Origin of the sequence: Bacillus sp. JJ675 (assembly GCF_036963165.1) — a bacterium.
Classification (GTDB): Bacteria; Bacillota; Bacilli; order Bacillales; family Bacillaceae; genus Bacillus; species Bacillus glycinifermentans.
Window position 1 is genome coordinate 1 of the sequence record NZ_JBALMR010000041.1, and the last position, 19,367, is coordinate 19,367.

Sequence of the window (19,367 nt, forward strand, 5' to 3'; positions counted from 1 at the left end):
GAGCATATCACTCGTCTTGGGCTTTTTTTTTTTGCATATTAAATAAATCCGCCGTTTACGCGAATCGTCTGGCCTGTGATCCATTGCGATTTTTCGCTGACCAGAAATTCGATCACATTTGCGATGTCTTCCGGTTCGCCGATGCGGCCGAGCGCAATCGACTGTTTCAGTCCTTCGATTTGCTTCTCTGTTTTTCCTTCGGTAAACAGCTCTGTGTTGACCGGACCAGGGGCAACCGCATTGATCGTAATCTGCTTTGCGGCGAATTCCTTCGCAAGCTGGCGGGTGAACTGTTCAACAGCCCCTTTTGTTCCCGCGTATACGCTGTATGCCGGAAACATCTGTCCAGCGACAGAGGTGGAAAAGTTGATGATTCTCCCCTTTTCCTCCATGTATGTCATCGCCTGCCGGCAGGCAAAAAACGTGCCTTTTACGTTCAGATTGAACTGCCGGTCAAAGTCCTCTTCCGTGATATCCTGGATCGGTTTGAAAATGCTCACTCCCGCATTGTTAATCAGGATATCCACTTTGCCGAATGCCTCAATCGCCGTTTTGAATAATGACTCCACACCGGCGACCGTGCTGAGGTCAGCCTGAACGGCAACAGCCTCACCGCCCTTTTGCTGAATGCTTTCCACAACATCTTTTGCCTTTTGCGGACTGCTTGCATAATTGACGGCGACTTTAGCTCCCAGCCCTCCGAGCTGTTCGGCAATGGCGCGCCCGATTCCCCGGGAAGCGCCGGTTACAATCGCTGTTTTTCCTTTTAGATTTTCCATATATTCATCCCCGCCTAACTGTTTGATTTCAAAAACCCGTTTTCCAAAAGACGCCACACGATTTCAAATTCCTGTTTAATCGTATCTCTTTTCCATTCACTCGCATGACCGGGGTGATGGAACCGTTCTGTTGCGTAAAAAATGCCTTTTGCCGCTTCTGTATGATCGCTTGACTTGACATCACAGCCGGTGATCAGCTTGCGTAATTGCATCACGATCTGTTCAATGCTTTTGTCGACAAGCTCAGAAGATTCATTTGTCACTTTGGCGTACATCGCAAACAATTCTTCATCCTCGGCGGCATAGTGCATTTTAAGCTCAAACAGTTTTTTCATATAAGCTTTTACATGCCCGGCTCCCCCGAGGGAAGGATCGTGAAACAGATCGGTAAGCGGCTTATGGATCTTTTCATTGAGCCATTTTTCGGTAGCTGTTTCGAAAATCTCTTTTTTGCTTTTGAAATGGCGGTAAATCGTGCCGTGGCTGACATTCAACGCTTTGGCCACATCTGTTATCGATGTTTTTGCAACGCCAAACCGCCTGACCGCTTCTTCCGTAGCCGAAAGTATTTGCTCTTTTGTTAACACCTCAGAATTCTTCATCATTGTGCCGCTTCGATACACCTCCTTTGAAATATCATAACAGATCAAATATCAAATGACAAAATTTATTTTTTGTCATTTGTTTTTCTTCTATAAAAAAACGACTATCTCAATAGTCGTTCTCAAAATGAGCCGTTAAGATGTAGCATTCGTGAGCTGCAAAATCTGTTCATAGGCTTTCATTGTAAGGACAGGATCGGGGTCTACGCCTTTTTTCTTTGGTACATCAAAGTCTGACAGTACAAAATGATGCTTCGGCTGAACATCATGTTTAGCCAAACAGCTCTTGCAGCAGCACAGTGGGCAGCCATCAATGGCAATGATATCCCGCCCTGATGTCGCCGTTTTGACAAGGGGTTTCACATCACCGCCGACACCGGCAATGCATGACATTTCGGCAACGTTTTCCCGATCCATTTTGATGGCAATCGTGTTGGCCGTTTGTGCGGCTGAAGAACATCCCGAGCATGAATAAACAAGAGGCAAATCGGTTCTTTTCATCGGTTAACTCCTCCCCCGGCAAAAACTATCATTCACTTTACACGAATGGCATCTCATAAACTGTGAGCTATATCACGTTTCCTAGTTTATATAAATCTGAGACACTTTTAGTAAATCTGCAGGTTGTCCCAGCTGTGATTCGTTATTAGAATGAAAATGAAAATGAAAATAAAAAGGCTATCATGCCTCTTTAATCTGCTAAAAAAGGAGAAAATTGATGAAAATACAACGAATCGTTGATCTGTCAGTGTCCTTAAAAGGCAATATTCCGTCTGATCCCCCGGGCTTTATACCTGAGATTGAGTATGCAAACCATAAACAAGGGGCGCAGCAGATGATCCAAAGCTTTCCCGGACTTTCCCTGCAAGACCTTCCCGGACAGGAAGGCTGGGCAGTGGAACATGTGAAGATGTCGACCCACGCAGGGACTCATATCGATGCGCCTTATCATTACCGCTCCGTAACGGACGACGGCAAACAAATGCCTACCATAGATGAAATTCCTCTTGATTGGTTTCATGGCCCCGGCGTTAAACTGGATTTTAGACATTTTGAAGACGGGCATGTCGTCACTGCAGAAGAAATCGAACGAGAGCTTAACCGGATCAACCATAAGCTAGCGCCCGGCGATATTGTATTTGTCAATACATCAGCCGGTGCAACATACGGGGAAAAGGATTACTTAGGCAGCGGATGCGGAATGGGGCGCGAAGCAACGCTCTATTTAACAGAACGCGGCGTCCGGCTTGTCGGGACTGACGCCTGGAGCTGGGATGCGCCGTTTAGCATAACTGCCAAACGGTACGAAAACGAAAAAGATCCTTCGATTATATGGGAAGGGCATTATGCCGGAAGCAAGATTCCGTACTGCCAAATCGAAAAGCTTGCCAACCTTGACCAGCTGCCTTCCGCCGGTTTTTATGTGATGGCTTTTCCGGTTAAAGTTGAAAAAGGCTCAGCGGGCTGGGCGCGTCCTGTTGCGATTTTTAACTCTGAGGAATAATGTAAAAAGGACGTTTGACAGATCTTCATTTCGAGGAAATGGAGGCGGCGTTTTTTGATTTAGCCTAAACGATACAAAGCGTTCTTTCACCAAAAAGAAAATTTTAACAAGCCCTTAACGATCAAAAATCCCGACGGCGTCACCCCATTTGGGTGAGCCACGTAACGTGTCATCACGGCAATGCCAGGTGCCTAGAAGCCCTTGGCATTGCTTTGATGAGACCGGATTGCCGGGGCCTTCCTGCATATAATCCGAATGATGCATTCAGCTATCAGGACATTGAGTGCAATCGAACCGTACACCCCAACCGTATAGCTGGTTTCATATGTCAAGCCTAATCCTCTGTTGAATCCAAAGGTAATCATATGAATAAACAAATTCGTAAAACAGAATAAATAGCTGCGGATCATCCAGTTCCGGTGCTTATCAAACTGCTTTCGCCTTGCTTGAAGGATCGAGATAAACACAGCCAGCGGCCAATACATATTCACCGTGTTAAAAGCGATGCTGACGATCCTCCCTCCGGTAGAGTCCGGCGCCATATAGCCTGACGACAGCGTCACGACAAACACGCACACGGCATAGATGTATCCATTAAAGCGGTGGAACCTGCGGCGTTTCGCTCTTCCGAAGAAATTAACCGCTCCGGACAGCATCGCCAAACAAGCCGCAACTACGTGGACATACATGACCTTCAGCCAAACCGGAAGATGAAACGAATCGCGCGGCTCTGTTTTATGGCTTAGAAACGACGTTGCCCCTGGATCCGCAATCAAATTCTCAAACAAGGTGTACAGAATATATATCGCGATCAGTGCCAGCATGGCTGAAAATATTGTTACCCTTTTTTTATTCAGCTTGTGTACCTCCTTATGCTGTTGGAACCCTTTTTTTAGGATACACCAATTGCGGCACGATGCAAACACGGATGAGGCCGAAAGATGAGAGATCAATGCAGGCGGTTTGATATGACAGGGGAGCTGATCGATGAAACGGCGGAAAGCATGTATGTTTGGTCTCCCCAATTTAATGTGATATCAAGATCTAAGCGACAAAATCTTTCCCATTAAAAAAAGTCCGAGCACTGCTTTTGGTTTGAGCATCTTCAAGTAGATTTTTTTCTGCAAATGATGTTCGTGCTGTAATGAAAGCTGTGCAGCGCTTTGAACATCGGGATGGTTTACGATGTTAGAAATCAATTGCCATTTTTCCCGCACCGATTTTTTACAGTCCGGTTTAAATTCATTTTGAATGCATCCATTTACGGCAATAAAGCATTTTCTCCTTGCTAAGTCTACGGCCACCTTTTCATTATAAAGTCCCCAGCGTTTCGAATATTTTTCCAGTGTATTTTGATTGATATATGAATCGAATAATTCAGGGTTATATCTCCTCATTAAACTCGTATTATTAGATTTTCTGTAGTGGTAGTACGGTTGATCAATATAAAAAGCCGAAGTGCAATACGTAAAAGCTTCCATATTAAACAGCCAATCTTCGCCGAGAGACTTTCCCTCGGGAAACGTGATGCCGTTCTCTTCTAACAAAGACTTCCTGAATAATTTACAGACTTGTCCGTATGCGCCGTTGTATAAAAAATCGGTTAAAATGACGTCTTTAATCGTTTCTTTCGTCAGCGGCCGGTTTGGTGGGGCAGAATAATGCTGGATACGATTCCCGCCCGCTCCATCGTTCCCACATCAAGGAAGTGAATACGATATCGGCGTTATTGTCAATTGCCGCATTGTACATTTCCTTATAAGCATCTGGCTCAACCCAGTCATCTGAATCAAGGAAAGCGACAAACTCGCCTTTAGCCATTTTTAGCGCACGGTTTCTGGCCGTGCTTGGGCCTGCATTGTCCTGAAAAACCGGAACGATTCTGTCATCTCTTGCTGCGTATTGTTTGATGATCTCTCTGCTCGAGTCGCGCGAGCCGTCATCAACCACAATCGCTTCAAAATGCGGCAAAGTTTGCGCTAAAACACTGTCTAAACACGCGGATACATATTTTTCGGCATTGTAGACGGGAATGATAATACTGACGGATGGTTCCATTTGCTCACCCCCTTTGGAATGATTTTTCAAGAAAATTATACCAATCATTAGTATAATTTCAATAAAAAGATCGTTTTCACATAAGAAGGAAGATGAGAACATTTTCATACCCTGTCCCGCTCTCTTCGGACAAAAAAACGCCATTAATTCCTACAAATTTTAGTGTTATAATAGAAGATAAAACTTGCGGGAGTTTATATTGGAGGAACAAATCATTGACAGACGATATAACAAATGACAATGAACAAAAATTGTCGAGAGGTTTAAAAAACAGACACATACAGTTGATGGCGATCGGCGGCGCCATCGGGACGGGATTGTTTCTCGGTTCGGGAAAGTCGATCCATTTTGCCGGGCCGTCGATTTTATTCGCCTACTTGATTACTGGAATCATTTGCTTTTTTATTATGCGCTCACTGGGTGAACTGCTCCTCAGCAATCTGGGGTATCACTCGTTTGTAGATTTTGTGAGAGACTATTTAGGCGATACGGCGGCCTTTATTACCGGATGGACCTACTGGTTTTGCTGGATTTCGCTCGCAATGGCCGATCTGACGGCGGTCGGGCTCTATACCCAGTACTGGTTTCCCGAGGCGCCTCAGTGGCTGCCGGGTTTCATCGCCCTTGTGATTTTGCTGATTATGAATTTGGCAACCGTTAAACTGTTTGGAGAATTGGAATTTTGGTTCGCATTAATCAAAGTCATCGCGATCCTTGCGCTGATCGCCATCGGCCTCTTTATGATCATCACAGGCTTTTCCACGCATTCAGGCACAGCCAGCTTCGCGAATCTTTGGAGCCGGGGCGGCATGTTCCCTAACGGCTTGCACGGTTTTCTTCTCTCGTTCCAAATGGTTGTTTTTGCGTTTGTCGGCATTGAACTCGTCGGACTTACTGCAGGTGAAACAAAAGATCCGGAAAACGTAATTCCGAAAGCGATCAACAATATTCCCGTCAGGATCCTGCTTTTCTACATCGGGTCTTTGCTTGTGATCATGTGCATCTACCCGTGGAATGTAATCGATCCTGACAAAAGCCCGTTCGTGCAGGTATTCGCTGCGGTCGGGATCGCAGCAGCTGCTACGATTATCAACTTTGTCGTGCTCACATCGGCAGCATCGGCAAGCAACAGCGCCATATTCAGCACGAGCCGGATGGTATACTCGCTGGCAAAAGAACATAATGCACCTGGATCAATGACAAAGCTTACCTCCCGTAAAGTCCCCAGCAATGCATTATTCTTTTCCGCCGTCGTGATTCTTATCGGCGTGACGATGAACTATATCATGCCGGAAGAAGTATTTACGCTCATTACAAGCATTTCGACGATATGCTTCATCTTTATTTGGGGAATCACCGTCATCTGCCATTTAAAATACCGAAAAACAAGGCCCGACTTGGCGAAAGCAAACAAATTCAAGATGCCGCTTTATCCGTTTTCCAACTACCTTGTTCTTGCTTTTCTGACGTTCATTCTCGTCGTGCTCGCACTTGCGGAAGATACCCGTGTTGCTCTGTTTGTCACGCCGGTTTGGTTTATTTTACTGGTTGTGATTTATAAGTTGAAGAAGCCGAAGGAACAATAGGAAGAATGCATTTTTTAAGCCTGCAGAAAACCGCTGCAGGCTTTTTTTACGCGATGGCTTTATACAAGAAAAAATCCTGCATGATCAAAGCAAGATTTTTGAGTATTTTTTATTTTACATCCACACCCTCCAGCTGTTTCAAATAGTTGCGAAAACGAACCTTCGGGTTTAATTCTGCATTTGTAATATGCTCAACATACCGTGCCGCGCTTTGGGCGATTTCTTCGTCACTGATTTTATTAGCGCGGTATTCGGCAAAGGAAGGCAGAAAAGTCATGCCTACTAAATTGGCAGATGCCTGGAACGGCCTTGTCAGTTCGCTTATTGAAAATAAATTATATCCGCCGGCCTGGTAAGAATGTTCAGGAGAACCGATGGACATGGCCATCACCCATTCCTTTCCTCTCAATTTCGTTCCTCCGGGGCCATGCGCCCAGCCAAAAGTAAACACTTCATCAAACCATTGTTTTAAAAGCGGCGGACTGCTGTACCAGTACAAAGGGAACTGAAAAACAATACGATCATGATCGAGGAGCAGTCGTTGTTCAAATTCCACATCAATGGGTTGATCGCGATATTTTTCATAGAGATCATGAACGGTTACGCCCGGTTCGCTTAAAACCGCTTCTTTCCATTTTTTATTTATTCGTGAGGATTCGAGGTTCGGATGTGCAACAAGTACCAGTGTTTTCATATGGTTCATTCCTTTCATTCTTTTGATATGAATTGATTATATGTTGTATAATCAAGAATAAAAAGTACGCACATTAATTGTATATAGTATCAAAAATTATACTATTGGGAGTGAAAGGCTTGAGAAATCGAAAAATCGGTTTTGATTATTCTTCGGATCACTTTGAAGGATGTCCGGTTGAGACGACATTGGATGTGATCGGCGGCAAGTGGAAAGGCATTCTCCTATATCATCTCATTGACGGCAAAAAGAGATTTAATGAATTTCGGAGACTATATCCTAAAATTACGCAACGCATGCTTACGTTGCAGTTAAGGGAACTGGAACGGGATGGAGTGGTTCACCACGAAGTTTATCAACAGGTCCCTCCAAAAGTCGAATACTCTTTAACCGAGTTTGGGAGAACATTAGAACCCATTATTTTACACATGAAGGACTGGGGAGAAAAATATAAAGATAGGGTTCATAGCGAAACTGCGTTCAACACTGAGGATGAAATATAAATCTGATCTTCTTTAAGCAGCTGAAATCAAACAAAAAATGCCAAGGGCCTTAAAACCCTTGGTATTTTTGATTACTTCCAGTTTTTCTCTATAAATCGAAGTGCAGGTTGTAAATTGGTTTTGTTGGCAATATCAATGAGAGCGGGAAACACGGTAGGGTCCGTTTTGGAGAAGTTAGGAATCCGCGGGTCTAACCGAAAAAAGCGATTTCCAAGAAGATGAGAACTGACCATGGATTCATAGTAACCATTTCCGCCAGCGACAATCTGAAGAAACGGCAGTAACGGTTCATTAGGCGACCGGTCCAATAGGACTCCCCAATTTGGCGGAAGGTTCTCCAGGTTTTCAGGGCGTATGTTATCTGCACTTACCATTCCCCATCCCTTCGTATCCCTTCTCAACTGCGTCGGGGCTTCACCTGTTCCAATGGATAGTACCGCAATTTGATCCAATGGCACTTTGGCTTTGCCAACCGCAAACGCGATACTCGCTGTACTAGGGTTCGTCGCTACTACATAACCGTCCACGTAGTTTTGATAGGCACGTTGCGTCGCGGGAGCACCGCTACTCCGCAGGATGACATCGCTCACTTTCTCATGTAAATAGGGAGAGCCGGGAAAGTTATGGAATAATACAGGAGTCCAACGATCCAGCTCCGGTGAGTATAATTGGAATGAAGGGACAACCATTCGTTTTTTTAAATCTCTGAGACGAAGATCTGCCGGGAAAAAGTTTCGTACCGCTTTAATAAAACCGGAATATGGCAATTGCTGATTAAAAACTGGCCCTCCCGGCCGGGAAACGCTGAATGCCGGCAGGATTTCATCCTCAAAATACTGGAGTGTTCCCTTTGGGGACCTTCCGCTTGCTAATGCAAGGGCGGTGAATGAACCGATTGAATTTCCCGAGAAAACATCGGTTCGGCTAATTAATTCCGGTGTTTGTTGAGCCAGTCTGTTCATAAGCTGTAAACTTAAAGCGCCTAAGGTGCCGCCTCCATCAAAGGACACGATTCGATATTTTGTCAAAGCTGCTTTCTCCTTTCTCATCTGATCATCAGTATCATCCAGTATATGTGTCTCTCGTGTCTGTTGTACGCTTGCTGAAATTTTTTCGACTTGTTTTCGGCTTTTTCATGTATATAACGATTCAGCTGATTTCTTTGCTAATGGGGAAACCCTTTGAATATATTGGGATCGCAAGTAAACTTACCTTCTCGATCATATCCGTATCTTACGCACCTCCGTGGAGAACAAAAGGAAAAGCGGCGGATAAAACAAAAAATACCAAAAGCTCTATAACCTTTGGCTGGCCCCCCTGTTATCCGGCCTGTCGGTTTGCCGTTATTTACTGAGTGAACATAAATGAAAGCAAATAAAAAATACCAAGGATCTAAAAAACCCTTGGTATCTCTATCATGCGGCCGGGGACTTCAATCTCCCCGGGGGTTGCCCCCATTGGGCCCAAATATTACGCAATACGTCTTTTTCTCGTCAAACTCATCATATAACCGCCCAGACCGCCTATAATAGCGGGAAGAATCCAGCCTAACCCTATGCTATAGAACGGAAGGACATGCGTGAAGAAATTGTGAACAACATCAATATTTATTCCTCCGGCATTTAAACCGTCAAACAAACTCACAATAAATGTTAAGATCAAGCTGCCTTGGTATACCTCTGACCTGCCGTTAAAGGTAGAATGCAAAAACGTTAGAAACATTAACACAATAGCAATTGGATACATGGTCATTAACACCGGGAGTGAAACATTAATTAACTGTGTCAGACCTAAATTCGCGACCAGTGCACTAAATACAGACAACACGATGGCAAAGTTTCTGTAAGAAAACTTCGGAAACAATTGATGAAAAAATGAAGCGCAGGCAGTGATCAATCCCACACTTGTAGTCAAACACGCCACGGTAATCATCAACCCTAATAAGACGGCGCCATAAGAACCAAAATAATATTCTGAAACGTTAGCTAACACTTCAGCACCATTTTCGAAATGACCTAATTTTTCAACACTGGAGGCGCCCATATAAGCAAGGGCAGAATAAAGAAACGCCAAGAGTACCGCAGCGATAAGTGCTGCTTTTACGCAAACGGCCAAGACTTGTTTTTTGTCTGTCGTGCCTTTTTCTTTAATAGCATTCACAATAATAATGCCAAACACAAATGCCACAAGCGCATCTAATGTTAAATAGCCTTCTTGAAACCCTTTAAAAAATGCATGTGCAGCATACTCTTTTGAAGGCGATTGGAAAGATCCGATTGGGTTGAATATTGCCACAATTACAAGTATTCCTATAAAAGTTAATTTAATCGGCGTTAACACTTTTCCGACGACATCAACAATTTTTGCCGGATTAAGCGAAAGCAAACATGCAATTGTGAAAAAGACAACCGTAAATATAATTAAAGGGACATGCCCCGGATGATCAGATAAAAAAGGTTTAACTCCAATCTCAAAGGATACGCTCCCTGATCTGGGTATCGCAAAAAAAGGACCGATTGCCAGATACAGAACGACAGTAAACACCATCCCGAATAATGGATGTACACGCCCCGCCAAAGATTGAAGGTCGTTTTTTCCCGAAAACACAAACGCTGTAATGCCGAGAAGCGGCAACCCAACTCCAGTCACTAAAAAACCTGCATTAGCTGCCCATAAATTTGTTCCGGCTAATTGACCAAGCATAGGTGGGAAAATTAAATTTCCTGCTCCGAAAAATAGCGCAAATAACATTAATCCTATAATGATTATAAAAGATAAAGGAATCTTTCGTCCCACTTGTAATCCTCCGATTTTGTGAATATTGTTCTTTTATGTTTGCTTTGATGTAATAGAATGTGCAGTTATTACATTTTAAAATTCCACTCCTGCTTCTTCTTTATTACCTTCGACTCAAGAAAATCAAAGGTTCATGAATGAACTAACTAATTATAACACTCTTAATCAAAATTTAAACCTTTCAAATAATTGAATTTCGGTATATATTCCGAATTATTTATGTATCATAAGGATGATACGGTTTTTGAGCAGTCAAAAATATTATCATTGCAGATGTTCTCATATATTTCTCTTCTTTATTTTTCCTTTTTTAGCAATGAATCAAATTAAAATCCGAAAAAATACCAAGGTCTTCCAAACCCTTGGTATTCTTGGAATGTTAAGAGAAGATTTGAACCTCATAAGCGCCATGTTCGTTTACATCAACAACTCTTTAACCTGAATGAGGATTTTGGTGATTTGATTTTCAAATCCGTCGACCATCACTTCATCAAGCATGAATTCCTCATATGCATATTCACCTACCTGCATCCCGTTCTTCTCGATGAATTGAATCATTCTGCTGTAGGCCTCTTCAACCTCTTCACCTTTTTGATATCCGACTGCATACAGACCTTTTGGCCTCACATGAACGTTTATATTATCTATTCCTTCTTTTACTTTTATATAAAAGTGTGTGTAATTATAGAAGTCTTTTGTAAGAATTTGTTCGCGTGCGAAGATCCCGCCGACAGGATACCCCTCATCTAATCCATGAGACTCGACATCATGAATGAGTTCTGAAATAGCAGCAATGTATTTTCGTTCCGGCAAATGCAATGTATTTCTGCTTATCATGAATGTTTCTTCGTTTAAATACTGAAAGGAAACCGAGGAGAAATCTGTTTCCAGCGCTTGTTCAGTCAACGCCACCTTCGTCTGGATGATCTTTTGCAAATGCATCAGTTTTTTAATCTTTTCCTCAATTTCAGCTGACTTTTCTTTAAGAAGCGGGACGATCCTGCCTGGTGTTTTGCCTTTTAAAAGGGACTTGATTTCTTTTAACGGTACGCCAACCTCTTTAAACAAATTAATAACTTGAAAAAGCTCAAACTGATTATAGGAATAATATCTATACCCATTCTCTTTTTTTATTTCGGGAGAAAGCAGACCAATCTCGTCATAGTGAAACAGGGTTTGTTTTTTTACGTGGCAGAGCTTGGCAAACTCACCTGTTGTAAAGTACTTTCTTAAATCTTCGCTCATAAAAACCCCCTTGACTATACGGTAACCATATACTTTATGATTTTATTGTACCTGAATTCAACAAAGAACAGGATAGATCCTGCGGATCCGTTTTTTTCTAAGTGATGTTGATCCGGATAAAGGGTAGAGGAGTTTTTAAATGAAAAAAACGATTAGAGAACAAAAAACAGTATTCATTATACTATTAATCAACATTTTCATAGCATTTCTTGGCATCGGTTTAATTATTCCGGTTATGCCTTCTTTTATGGATATCATGCATTTATCCGGCAGCACCATGGGTTATCTTGTTGCCGTTTTTGCTATTTCCCAGTTATTCACGTCACCTTTTGCAGGAAGATGGGCTGACCGTTTTGGGAGAAAAAAAATGATTGTCCTCGGTTTACTGATTTTCGGTATATCAGAGTTGATTTTCGGCTTAGGAACCCATGTTTCAATTTTTTATGTATCGAGGATATTAGGCGGAATAAGCGCTGCCTTTATCATGCCGGCCGTAACAGCGTATGTAGCTGATATTACAACCCTGGAGGAAAGGTCAAAAGCTATGGGGTATGTTTCTGCAGCGATTAGCACCGGCTTTATTATTGGACCCGGGGCTGGAGGATTTATTGCCGACTATGGCATCCGAATGCCGTTCTTCTTCGCTGCCGCCTTAGCATTCCTGTCCGCTGTCTCTTCCGTATTTATATTAAAAGAGTCATTGCCGAAAAAAGAGCGCGAACGACTCTCGTCTCATACAAGCGAATCCGATTTCTTCAAAGACTTAAAAAAATCAATTCATCCAGTCTATTTCATTGCATTTATTATCGTCTTTGTACTGGCTTTCGGCTTATCGGCCTATGAAACGGTATTCAGCTTGTTTTCTGATCATAAATTCGGCTTTACACCAAAGGATATCGCAACCATTATTACGATTAGTTCGATTGTTGCCGTCATTATTCAAGTGTTATTATTCGGGAAATTGGTCAATAAACTTGGAGAGAAAAGGATGATTCAGCTTTGCTTAATCATCGGTGCGGTCTTAGCTTTTGTGTCTACTGTTATGTCAGGGCTTTTAGCCGTTTTGCTTGTCACTTGCTTTATTTTTCTGGCGTTTGATTTGCTGCGCCCGGCCTTAACAACGTTTTTATCCAAAGTTGCCGGTAACCAGCAGGGGTTCGTAGCAGGCATGAACTCCACTTACACCAGCTTAGGGAATATTTTCGGTCCGGCTCTGGGCGGAATTCTATTTGATCTCAACATTCATTATCCTTTCCTTTTTGCCGGAATCGTTATGATAATCGGTCTAAGCCTTACAATGCTGTGGAAAGAAAAATCAAATGAAGTTTCAACCCTGAATTAACCGTTTTTTGAAAGTGATCCTTAAAAATCAGGCGCAGGAATCTGGCTGCGATTGAGTTAGCGGCCTATATTAAAAAGAAAACATACCACATCATGTCGGTATGTTTTTTATTTCGTTTTTTTAAACTTATCTTTCACGGTGAGTAATTGAAGGAACGATTCATGAAGCTGTAGTCTATTCTTCAATTCGTTTAAGTATTTTTGCAGGATTTCCGCCCACTACCGCATGATCAGGCACATCCTTTGTTACAACCGCACCCGAAGCTATAACAGCATTATTGCCTATTTTAACCCCAGGGTTAATAACGGCTCTTCCGCCAATCCAAACATTATCACCAATATGTACTGGGATTCCGTATTCTGCCCCTGATATTCTTTCATTTGCATTTAGCGGATGAGTCGCAGTATAAATGTGAACTCCCGGTGCAAAAAAACAGTTATCGCCTATTCGAATCTCATTAACATCAAGAAATACACAATCAAAATTGGCAAAGAAATTTTCGCCAATGTGTATGTTGTAGCCATAATCACACCGAAACGACGGCTCTATGTGAATATTTTCTCCAGTCGAACCGAACAGTTTTTTTAATAATCCGGTTCTTTTATTGCCATCGGTTTCGAGTGACTCATTAAACATCCTAGTCAACCTTCTGGCATTCATTCTTTCGCTTCGCAATTCCGGGTCTGCCGCGTTATAAAGTTCACCATTCAACATTTTTTCTTTTTCGGTTTTCATGATTTAATCTCCTTATTTTCAATCAACCCTTTTGTCCATGTGCAATTACTTTCTACTTGTTTATACAAGTTCCTTTAAGTTTTTAAAGATACAATTTAACATTTACTTGTTCAACAACATGCTCGTCAGTTGAATAAATGATCAATAAAAACCAGGAACGGTCCGGTTGGAAATACCCCAATATCATTCAGGTAGCTTGAATTCCCCTAAATGCATTCATCACCAAATCATGCACATAGGAGTCGTCTACCTCGTCGCCGGTTACAAGCAGACGATAGAAAATCGGCCCGTAAATTAGATCGATGCTTACTTCAATATCGAGATTCTCTTTTAATTCCCCTCTCTCAATTCCTTTTTCTAAAAGGTGCTTGGCTTGGAGCCGGCGAGGTTTGAAAAATCGGGTGCGATATTCTTCCGCCAACTTAGAATCCAGCTGTCCAGCACCTATTAATTCTGTAATGACGTTTCCTTCCCGACTTGTCAAAAACATTGCTAAATTTGTGGCGTGGGTTACAATATCATTTACTGTCGATCCTGTATCGAGGACAGGTAATCTGGCTGTAGCAGTAGAAAGAAAGCTGTCCATTACAACAGCGGCCTTGTTAGACCACCATTTATAAATAGTTGCCTTGCTCACTTTAGCACGCTCGGCGATTTTATCGACTGTAACCGCATCAAAGCCGTTTTCCAACAATAGTTCATAGGCTGCAGAAAGAATCGCCTTATGCGTTCCTTCATCACGCGGCCGTCCGCGTTTACTCTGCACATTCATCATTCCTTTCCAAAATATAAACTATACGTTTAGTATACTTAACGAAAATGAAAAAGAAAATAGAAAACCCATTTACAAAACTGAACGTTCAGTATATTATTTATATAACAAAACTAAACGTTTAGTTTCTAAAATATCATGAGAGTCGTCATCCGGTTGAATTCCAAGCCCACCCCAGAAATCTTACGACTAAAATATACGGAAAGGAGAATGATTAGCGAACAGTACATTCACATAGTGGCGAACATTTTAAAAAGCTAAAGATTATTTCAAAAAAGGAGTTCATCATGTCTAATTTAAATAAACAAACGATTAATAAAGAGATTTCACCAAGTTTAACCATACTTTTAGCAGCTGCATGCGGTATCATTGTCGCTAACCTTTACTATGCACAACCCTTGGCAGGATACATTAGTACTGCAATTGGACTTTCTGCTGGCAGTGCCGGGTTGATTGTTACACTGACTCAGCTTGGATACGCTGCCGGCTTGCTATTTCTTGTACCTCTTGGAGATATTGTAGAGAACAAAAAACTTGTCATTGTATCGCTGCTTCTAAGCGCAGGTGCTCTGACTGCAACGGCATTTGTGAAACATGGAATACTGTTTTTGGCAGCTGCATTTTTCATCGGGCTGGGATCGATCGCAGCACAAGTACTCGTACCCTTCGCATCATACCTTGCATCAGAAGCTGCACGCGGCCGCGTTGTTGGCAATGTCATGAGCGGTCTATTACTAGGTATCATGCTTTCTCGCCCGATATCAAGTTTAGTTGCGGATATGTTGGGGTGGAATGCAATATTTGCTTTGTCTGCCGCAGTAAGTGTTGTCCTGGCAATCGTATTGTCAAAAGTACTCCCTGCCAGAAAACCAACAGCAAACACAGGCTATGCTGCCTTACTAGGTTCAATGTGGAAGCTGCTGCGAACTACACCAGTCTGCGTCGCCGGGCTATCTATCATGCATTTGTATTTGGAGCTTTCAGCTTGTTCTGGACTACTGTTCCATTATTATTGTCCAGTCCTGCTTTTCATTTTTCCCAGAAGGGTATAGCACTGTACGCACTTGTGGGAATTGCGGGTGCAGTCGCTGCACCCATCGGCGGCCGTCTGGCTGACCGCGGCTTGACTCGCCTTGCCACTGGAATAGCTCTTTCTGTTGTCATCGTTTCTTTATTGCTGCCGCTGATTATTCAGAGCAGCTCCGCCGTCGGAATAGCAGTTCTAGTCATCGCAGCTATTTTGTTGGATATGGGCGTATCTGCAAATCTTGTGCTCAGTCAACGTGCCATTTTCTCTTTGGGACCGGAAATTCGCAGTCGATTAAACGGATTATTCATGGCTATCTTCTTTCTGGGCGGTGCTATTGGGTCATCAATTGGAGGATGGGCATACGCCTCTGGAGGATGGAGTGCGGCATTATCGATTGGAATCGCTTTTCCGGTCATTGCCTTGCTTTATTTTGCAACAGAGAAATAGGTCTTTCGCCAAAAATAAGCAGCCAGGAACACCCTGACTGCTTATTCCGCTGATTTATAACTGCAGCAATAAAAAAGAAACCTTTGGAATTTATGATTCCGCAGGTTTCTATTATTCTATTTTTTCTCCCGAATCACTAACAAAACACCGATAAAAATCAAAATGGAACCGATCCAAAACGTTCCGCCCAGGCTTTCTCCCAACAAAAGCCATCCAAACAATGTTCCAACCAGAGGCTGGAAAAAGAAAAATAAACCTCCGCTTGAAGCATTCAGCATTTGTAATCCGCGGTTCCAAAGGATAAATGCACAAGCCGTTGAAATGATCCCCAAATATAACAGCCCTCCCCAAATTGTCGGATGGGCCAGCTGCGAAAATTGAATTTCGTCTATATTCACCCAGACAAAAGGAGTCAATATGATGATGGCAACCAAGATTGAATAAGTTGTCACCACAATCGGAGAATAACCACCTGGAACACGCTTTAAAAGGACAGACATCAGGGCCCATGTTAAAGCAGCAATAAGGAGCGACAGTCCGCCAAGTTGATTAGACATGTCAATTTGGCCGTTTCCTACAATCAGTAAAACCCCGATGGTCGCTAAAGCCACAGATATTCCCTTTTTGACGTCCAGCCGCTCTTTAAGCAATAACCTAGCGAATATCACCATAAATGCAGGCGTGGAAGACGTAATAATCGCTCCCATTTGTGCCGAAGATAGATTGGTGCCAATTTCCTGCGTAACAATCGAAATTGTATTGCCAATGATCCCGATGGTTATGATTAATAAAATGTCACGTCTGCGAATTCGCCAGGATAGCTTTTTAACAAAACCAATGGTGAGCAAGGCGATAATCGCTACTGCATATCGCATCCATACAAGCTCTAATGGGGGTATAACCGCTACTACAACCTTTACAACAACATACATGCCGCCCCAAATACTGGCAGCCAATGCTAAATATAGAGAACCTAACAAAGTGTTTTTCATTTTTGCACCCTCCGTTTTCGTTTTGGTCAAATCATTGCCCTTAACGGAGAGCAGTAGTCACCTTACTCCCCTAAGGGCGGAGAAGTGCTACTGGTACATCATTTTCAAATAATGGCGTCCACAGCATGTTTATTCACCTCTGTCACAAGTTTAAGGTATTGTTAGTATAGAAGAATTATTGATGGAAGTAAATGAGCATTGATTCAGCTGCGCAAAAACCTCCTCTGTCCCGCTTCGATAATAGTTCCTTGGTGAGCTGGTCTAACATCCGGCGCTTGTTGAATACACCAGAATCAAATGATCAAAGAATAAACTTTATCACTGGTGATGTTATTTTTTCATGCGAATTTTTTTGTATGACAAAGGCGTCATATTCATAGCTTGTTTAAATTTATTAATGAAATAACTTGTACTGTTAAACCCGACTTGATAGGCCGCTTCTGTCACATTGGTTTCCGGCTGTTGCAATAACAATAAGCTTTGTTGAATTCGATAATCCATTACATAACGCAGCGGCGTCTTATTCAGCATTCGCCTAAAATACCGGCAGCACTCGGAACGACTCAGGTTGCCGGCTTTTGCAATGTCCTCTAACGTCATTTTTTCGGCATAATGGAGATGTATCCAATTTAACATTTGTTTCATTCGATGATTTTTTATCATTTCAGATTGATCATACTCCAATTGAAAACCATTAACGACTAAGTTTTTCCACATGAAAGTTAATTGCATGGTGATGTCAATTTCAAAGAGGGATGTTTTTTGTTTCACCAATTGATTGATTTCTTTAAGGGCTATTAAAATGTTTTTCGCCCATTGTTCATTTGCATCCAAAATTAAATAAGGCAGATTTGTTGAATGAATATAGGGCTGCACATAGCTTGTATAAAGCTCCTGGGCTAAAACAAAACGCGGAGAAACATTTAAGCAAATATAAGTACACCCCGGGCGGTTCTTTTCTTCTGCCATATGCAGGCAGCCGCTATTGATAAACAGTCCGTCTCCTTCTTGAACTGCGATTTTTTCTTCATTTATTTGAAATACGGCTTCTCCTTTCAGGATCAAAACAAATTGAATTTCGTCATGCCAATGAAGCGGTATATAACCATTTATATTTTGATTGATCGTTGTTTCGTAACATGCAACCGGTAATTCTAATGTACGGTGTTCGGTTAGTTCTTTTAAGTTTTGATCAATCATAAAATCTTTGATTTGCATTGTATCGCCTCAATATATTTATATTTTTTCATTCGATTTGAGTATTTTTTATGAGGTTTCGCATTTATCATAACACTATTATTACAATTATTGAGTGAGGGATCATACATATGAATACTTCCAAAAGAAATAGCGGACTGTTTTTTGTGATAACAGGGGCGACTTTTTGGGGAATTGGGGGTACAGTAGCAAAAAAATTGTTTCAAGATTATCAAATTGATGTCAATTGGCTTGTCACGATCCGCCTGCTGATTGCCGGCTTTTTACTCTTAATGCTTCAACTATTCAGAAAGGAGCGCTCCCAGATCATAGGGGTATGGAAAAATAGGAAAACAGCTTGCCAGCTTATCATTTTTGGATTGTTCGGTATGCTTGCTGTTCAATACACATATATGGCAGCAATTGAACACGGAAATGCAGCTGTTGCTACGTTATTACAATATTTATCTCCTGCCATGGTTATCGTTTATTCGCTTTTACGAAAAAAAACGGTTCTTACAAAACAAGATGTGCTGACAGTTTCTCTTGCTCTGGCCGGATGCTTTTTTTTATTAACAAATGGGTCAATTTCTCAACTGTCAGTACCGACAATTGCAATCGTTTGGGGAGTTTTATCAGGAGTGGCGGCAGCTTTTTATACGTTGTATGCAGTTGGTTTGTTACATAAATTTGACTCTCTGGTGATTGTAGGCTGGGCTATGATCATCGGCGGTTTTGCATTAAGCTTAATCCACCCGCCATGGCAGATGGATTTTAGAAGTTTAACAACTGATGCCTATGTTTACATTTTATTTGTTACCATATTTGGAACAATGATTGCATTTTGGTTCGTCATAAAAAGTTTGCAAAGTCTTCCCCCTAAAGAAACAAGCCTTTTAGGCAGTTTGGAACCATTGTCGGCCGTTTTAACGACTGTCGTCTGGTTAAAACAACCGTTTGGTTTTTTTCAATGGATCGGCGCTGCCTGTATTATAGGTATAACTTTAATATCAATAAGGAGCCTTCTTTAAAGACTAAAAAATCCGCGATCATATCAGACGGGAAAACCTAATGGAAAAGGCAGA

At 42.1% G+C, this 19,367-nt stretch carries 18 protein-coding genes and 2 pseudogenes; 6 read left to right on the top strand and 14 right to left on the bottom strand.

Features of this window, described 5'->3' with window-relative positions; genetic code table 11:
• Positions 1-38: 38 nt before the first annotated feature.
• The 3 genes from V7126_RS11100 to V7126_RS11110 all read right to left on the bottom strand — a co-directional run bounded on the left by V7126_RS11100 (position 39) and on the right by V7126_RS11110 (position 1,882).
• Positions 39-779, bottom strand: a complete 741-nt coding sequence (locus V7126_RS11100; RefSeq protein WP_335497588.1) for an SDR family oxidoreductase — start codon at positions 777-779, stop codon at positions 39-41.
• A gap of 14 nt (positions 780-793) precedes the next feature.
• Complete coding sequence (locus V7126_RS11105) at positions 794-1,384, bottom strand: TetR family transcriptional regulator (protein WP_046132378.1); 591 nt, start codon at positions 1,382-1,384, stop codon at positions 794-796.
• Between the two features lie 132 nt (positions 1,385-1,516).
• Complete coding sequence (locus tag V7126_RS11110; protein ID WP_046132379.1) at positions 1,517-1,882, bottom strand: putative zinc-binding protein; 366 nt, start codon at positions 1,880-1,882, stop codon at positions 1,517-1,519.
• Positions 1,883-2,099: 217 nt separating this feature from the next.
• Here V7126_RS11110 and V7126_RS11115 point away from each other — a divergent pair, with 217 nt between their 5' ends.
• Positions 2,100-2,885, top strand: coding sequence for a cyclase family protein (locus V7126_RS11115; protein ID WP_046132380.1), 786 nt, complete (start codon positions 2,100-2,102; stop codon positions 2,883-2,885).
• Positions 2,886-3,076: 191 nt separating this feature from the next.
• Here V7126_RS11115 and V7126_RS11120 read toward each other — a convergent pair whose 3' ends face one another.
• From V7126_RS11120 to V7126_RS11130, 3 genes are all read right to left on the bottom strand, one after another.
• Entirely contained in the window at positions 3,077-3,709 is a 633-nt protein-coding gene (locus tag V7126_RS11120) for a DUF2306 domain-containing protein (RefSeq protein ID WP_046132381.1), read from the bottom strand.
• Between the two features lie 213 nt (positions 3,710-3,922).
• Positions 3,923-4,366, bottom strand: coding sequence for a hypothetical protein (locus V7126_RS11125; protein WP_335497589.1), 444 nt, complete (start codon positions 4,364-4,366; stop codon positions 3,923-3,925).
• A 136-nt stretch (positions 4,367-4,502) separates the two neighbouring features.
• A complete protein-coding gene (locus V7126_RS11130; RefSeq protein ID WP_335497590.1) occupies positions 4,503-4,943 on the bottom strand; it encodes a glycosyltransferase family 2 protein in 441 nt (146 codons plus the stop codon).
• A gap of 215 nt (positions 4,944-5,158) precedes the next feature.
• Here V7126_RS11130 and V7126_RS11135 point away from each other — a divergent pair, with 215 nt between their 5' ends.
• Positions 5,159-6,529: an amino acid permease gene (locus V7126_RS11135; RefSeq protein WP_335497591.1), complete on the top strand. Its 1,371-nt coding sequence runs from the start codon at positions 5,159-5,161 to the stop codon at positions 6,527-6,529.
• A gap of 109 nt (positions 6,530-6,638) precedes the next feature.
• Here the strand turns inward: V7126_RS11135 and V7126_RS11140 are convergent, their stop codons facing one another.
• Entirely contained in the window at positions 6,639-7,232 is a 594-nt protein-coding gene (locus V7126_RS11140) for an NAD(P)H-dependent oxidoreductase (protein WP_335497592.1), read from the bottom strand.
• A gap of 110 nt (positions 7,233-7,342) precedes the next feature.
• Here V7126_RS11140 and V7126_RS11145 point away from each other — a divergent pair, with 110 nt between their 5' ends.
• Positions 7,343-7,726 (top strand): winged helix-turn-helix transcriptional regulator, encoded by a 384-nt coding sequence (locus V7126_RS11145; protein ID WP_335497593.1) that lies wholly within the window; start codon positions 7,343-7,345, stop codon positions 7,724-7,726.
• Positions 7,727-7,797: 71 nt separating this feature from the next.
• On the opposite strand, the gene V7126_RS11150 is transcribed toward V7126_RS11145, so the two are convergent.
• The 3 genes from V7126_RS11150 to V7126_RS11160 form a co-directional block, all read right to left on the bottom strand.
• Positions 7,798-8,754, bottom strand: a complete 957-nt coding sequence (locus V7126_RS11150; RefSeq protein ID WP_335497594.1) for a patatin-like phospholipase family protein — start codon at positions 8,752-8,754, stop codon at positions 7,798-7,800.
• A gap of 442 nt (positions 8,755-9,196) precedes the next feature.
• Positions 9,197-10,522 (bottom strand): branched-chain amino acid transport system II carrier protein, encoded by a 1,326-nt coding sequence (brnQ, locus tag V7126_RS11155; protein WP_335497595.1) that lies wholly within the window; start codon positions 10,520-10,522, stop codon positions 9,197-9,199.
• Positions 10,523-10,939: 417 nt separating this feature from the next.
• Positions 10,940-11,767, bottom strand: a complete 828-nt coding sequence (locus V7126_RS11160) for a MerR family transcriptional regulator (RefSeq protein WP_046132176.1) — start codon at positions 11,765-11,767, stop codon at positions 10,940-10,942.
• A 139-nt stretch (positions 11,768-11,906) separates the two neighbouring features.
• Here V7126_RS11160 and V7126_RS11165 point away from each other — a divergent pair, with 139 nt between their 5' ends.
• The gene (locus V7126_RS11165; protein WP_175077235.1) at positions 11,907-13,109 is read left to right on the top strand and encodes an MFS transporter; all 1,203 of its coding nucleotides are present in this window, start codon (positions 11,907-11,909) and stop codon (positions 13,107-13,109) included.
• Positions 13,110-13,283: 174 nt separating this feature from the next.
• Here the strand turns inward: V7126_RS11165 and V7126_RS11170 are convergent, their stop codons facing one another.
• Together V7126_RS11170 and V7126_RS11175 are read right to left on the bottom strand one after the other, a co-directional pair.
• Complete coding sequence (locus tag V7126_RS11170; protein ID WP_175077234.1) at positions 13,284-13,844, bottom strand: sugar O-acetyltransferase; 561 nt, start codon at positions 13,842-13,844, stop codon at positions 13,284-13,286.
• Positions 13,845-14,031: 187 nt separating this feature from the next.
• Complete coding sequence (locus V7126_RS11175) at positions 14,032-14,610, bottom strand: TetR/AcrR family transcriptional regulator (protein ID WP_175077233.1); 579 nt, start codon at positions 14,608-14,610, stop codon at positions 14,032-14,034.
• 293 nt (positions 14,611-14,903) lie between these two features.
• Here V7126_RS11175 and V7126_RS11180 point away from each other — a divergent pair.
• A pseudogene (locus tag V7126_RS11180) lies at positions 14,904-16,093 on the top strand (MFS transporter).
• Between the two features lie 116 nt (positions 16,094-16,209).
• Here V7126_RS11180 and V7126_RS11185 read toward each other — a convergent pair.
• Positions 16,210-17,085, bottom strand: a complete 876-nt coding sequence (locus V7126_RS11185) for a DMT family transporter (RefSeq protein WP_046132180.1) — start codon at positions 17,083-17,085, stop codon at positions 16,210-16,212.
• Between the two features lie 330 nt (positions 17,086-17,415).
• Positions 17,416-18,297: an AraC family transcriptional regulator gene (locus tag V7126_RS11190; RefSeq protein ID WP_175077259.1), complete on the bottom strand. Its 882-nt coding sequence runs from the start codon at positions 18,295-18,297 to the stop codon at positions 17,416-17,418.
• Between the two features lie 116 nt (positions 18,298-18,413).
• Here V7126_RS11190 and V7126_RS11195 point away from each other — a divergent pair.
• Positions 18,414-19,354 (top strand): annotated as a pseudogene (locus V7126_RS11195) (DMT family transporter).
• Positions 19,355-19,367 lie beyond the last annotated feature (13 nt).

Excerpts from the sequence above, each read along its gene's own strand:
- V7126_RS11100 (WP_335497588.1), bottom strand. The coding sequence starts at position 779 with ATGGAAAATCTAAAAGGAAAAACAGCGATTGTAACCGGCGCTTCCCGG.
- V7126_RS11105 (WP_046132378.1), bottom strand. The coding sequence starts at position 1,384 with ATGATGAAGAATTCTGAGGTGTTAACAAAAGAGCAAATACTTTCGGCT.
- V7126_RS11110 (WP_046132379.1), bottom strand. The coding sequence starts at position 1,882 with ATGAAAAGAACCGATTTGCCTCTTGTTTATTCATGCTCGGGATGTTCT.
- V7126_RS11115 (WP_046132380.1), top strand. The coding sequence starts at position 2,100 with ATGAAAATACAACGAATCGTTGATCTGTCAGTGTCCTTAAAAGGCAAT.
- V7126_RS11120 (WP_046132381.1), bottom strand. The coding sequence starts at position 3,709 with ATGCTGGCACTGATCGCGATATATATTCTGTACACCTTGTTTGAGAAT.
- V7126_RS11125 (WP_335497589.1), bottom strand. The coding sequence starts at position 4,366 with ATGGAAGCTTTTACGTATTGCACTTCGGCTTTTTATATTGATCAACCG.
- V7126_RS11130 (WP_335497590.1), bottom strand. The coding sequence starts at position 4,943 with ATGGAACCATCCGTCAGTATTATCATTCCCGTCTACAATGCCGAAAAA.
- V7126_RS11140 (WP_335497592.1), bottom strand. The coding sequence starts at position 7,232 with ATGAACCATATGAAAACACTGGTACTTGTTGCACATCCGAACCTCGAA.
- V7126_RS11160 (WP_046132176.1), bottom strand. The coding sequence starts at position 11,767 with ATGAGCGAAGATTTAAGAAAGTACTTTACAACAGGTGAGTTTGCCAAG.
- V7126_RS11165 (WP_175077235.1), top strand. The coding sequence starts at position 11,907 with ATGAAAAAAACGATTAGAGAACAAAAAACAGTATTCATTATACTATTA.
- V7126_RS11170 (WP_175077234.1), bottom strand. The coding sequence starts at position 13,844 with ATGAAAACCGAAAAAGAAAAAATGTTGAATGGTGAACTTTATAACGCG.
- V7126_RS11185 (WP_046132180.1), bottom strand. The coding sequence starts at position 17,085 with ATGAAAAACACTTTGTTAGGTTCTCTATATTTAGCATTGGCTGCCAGT.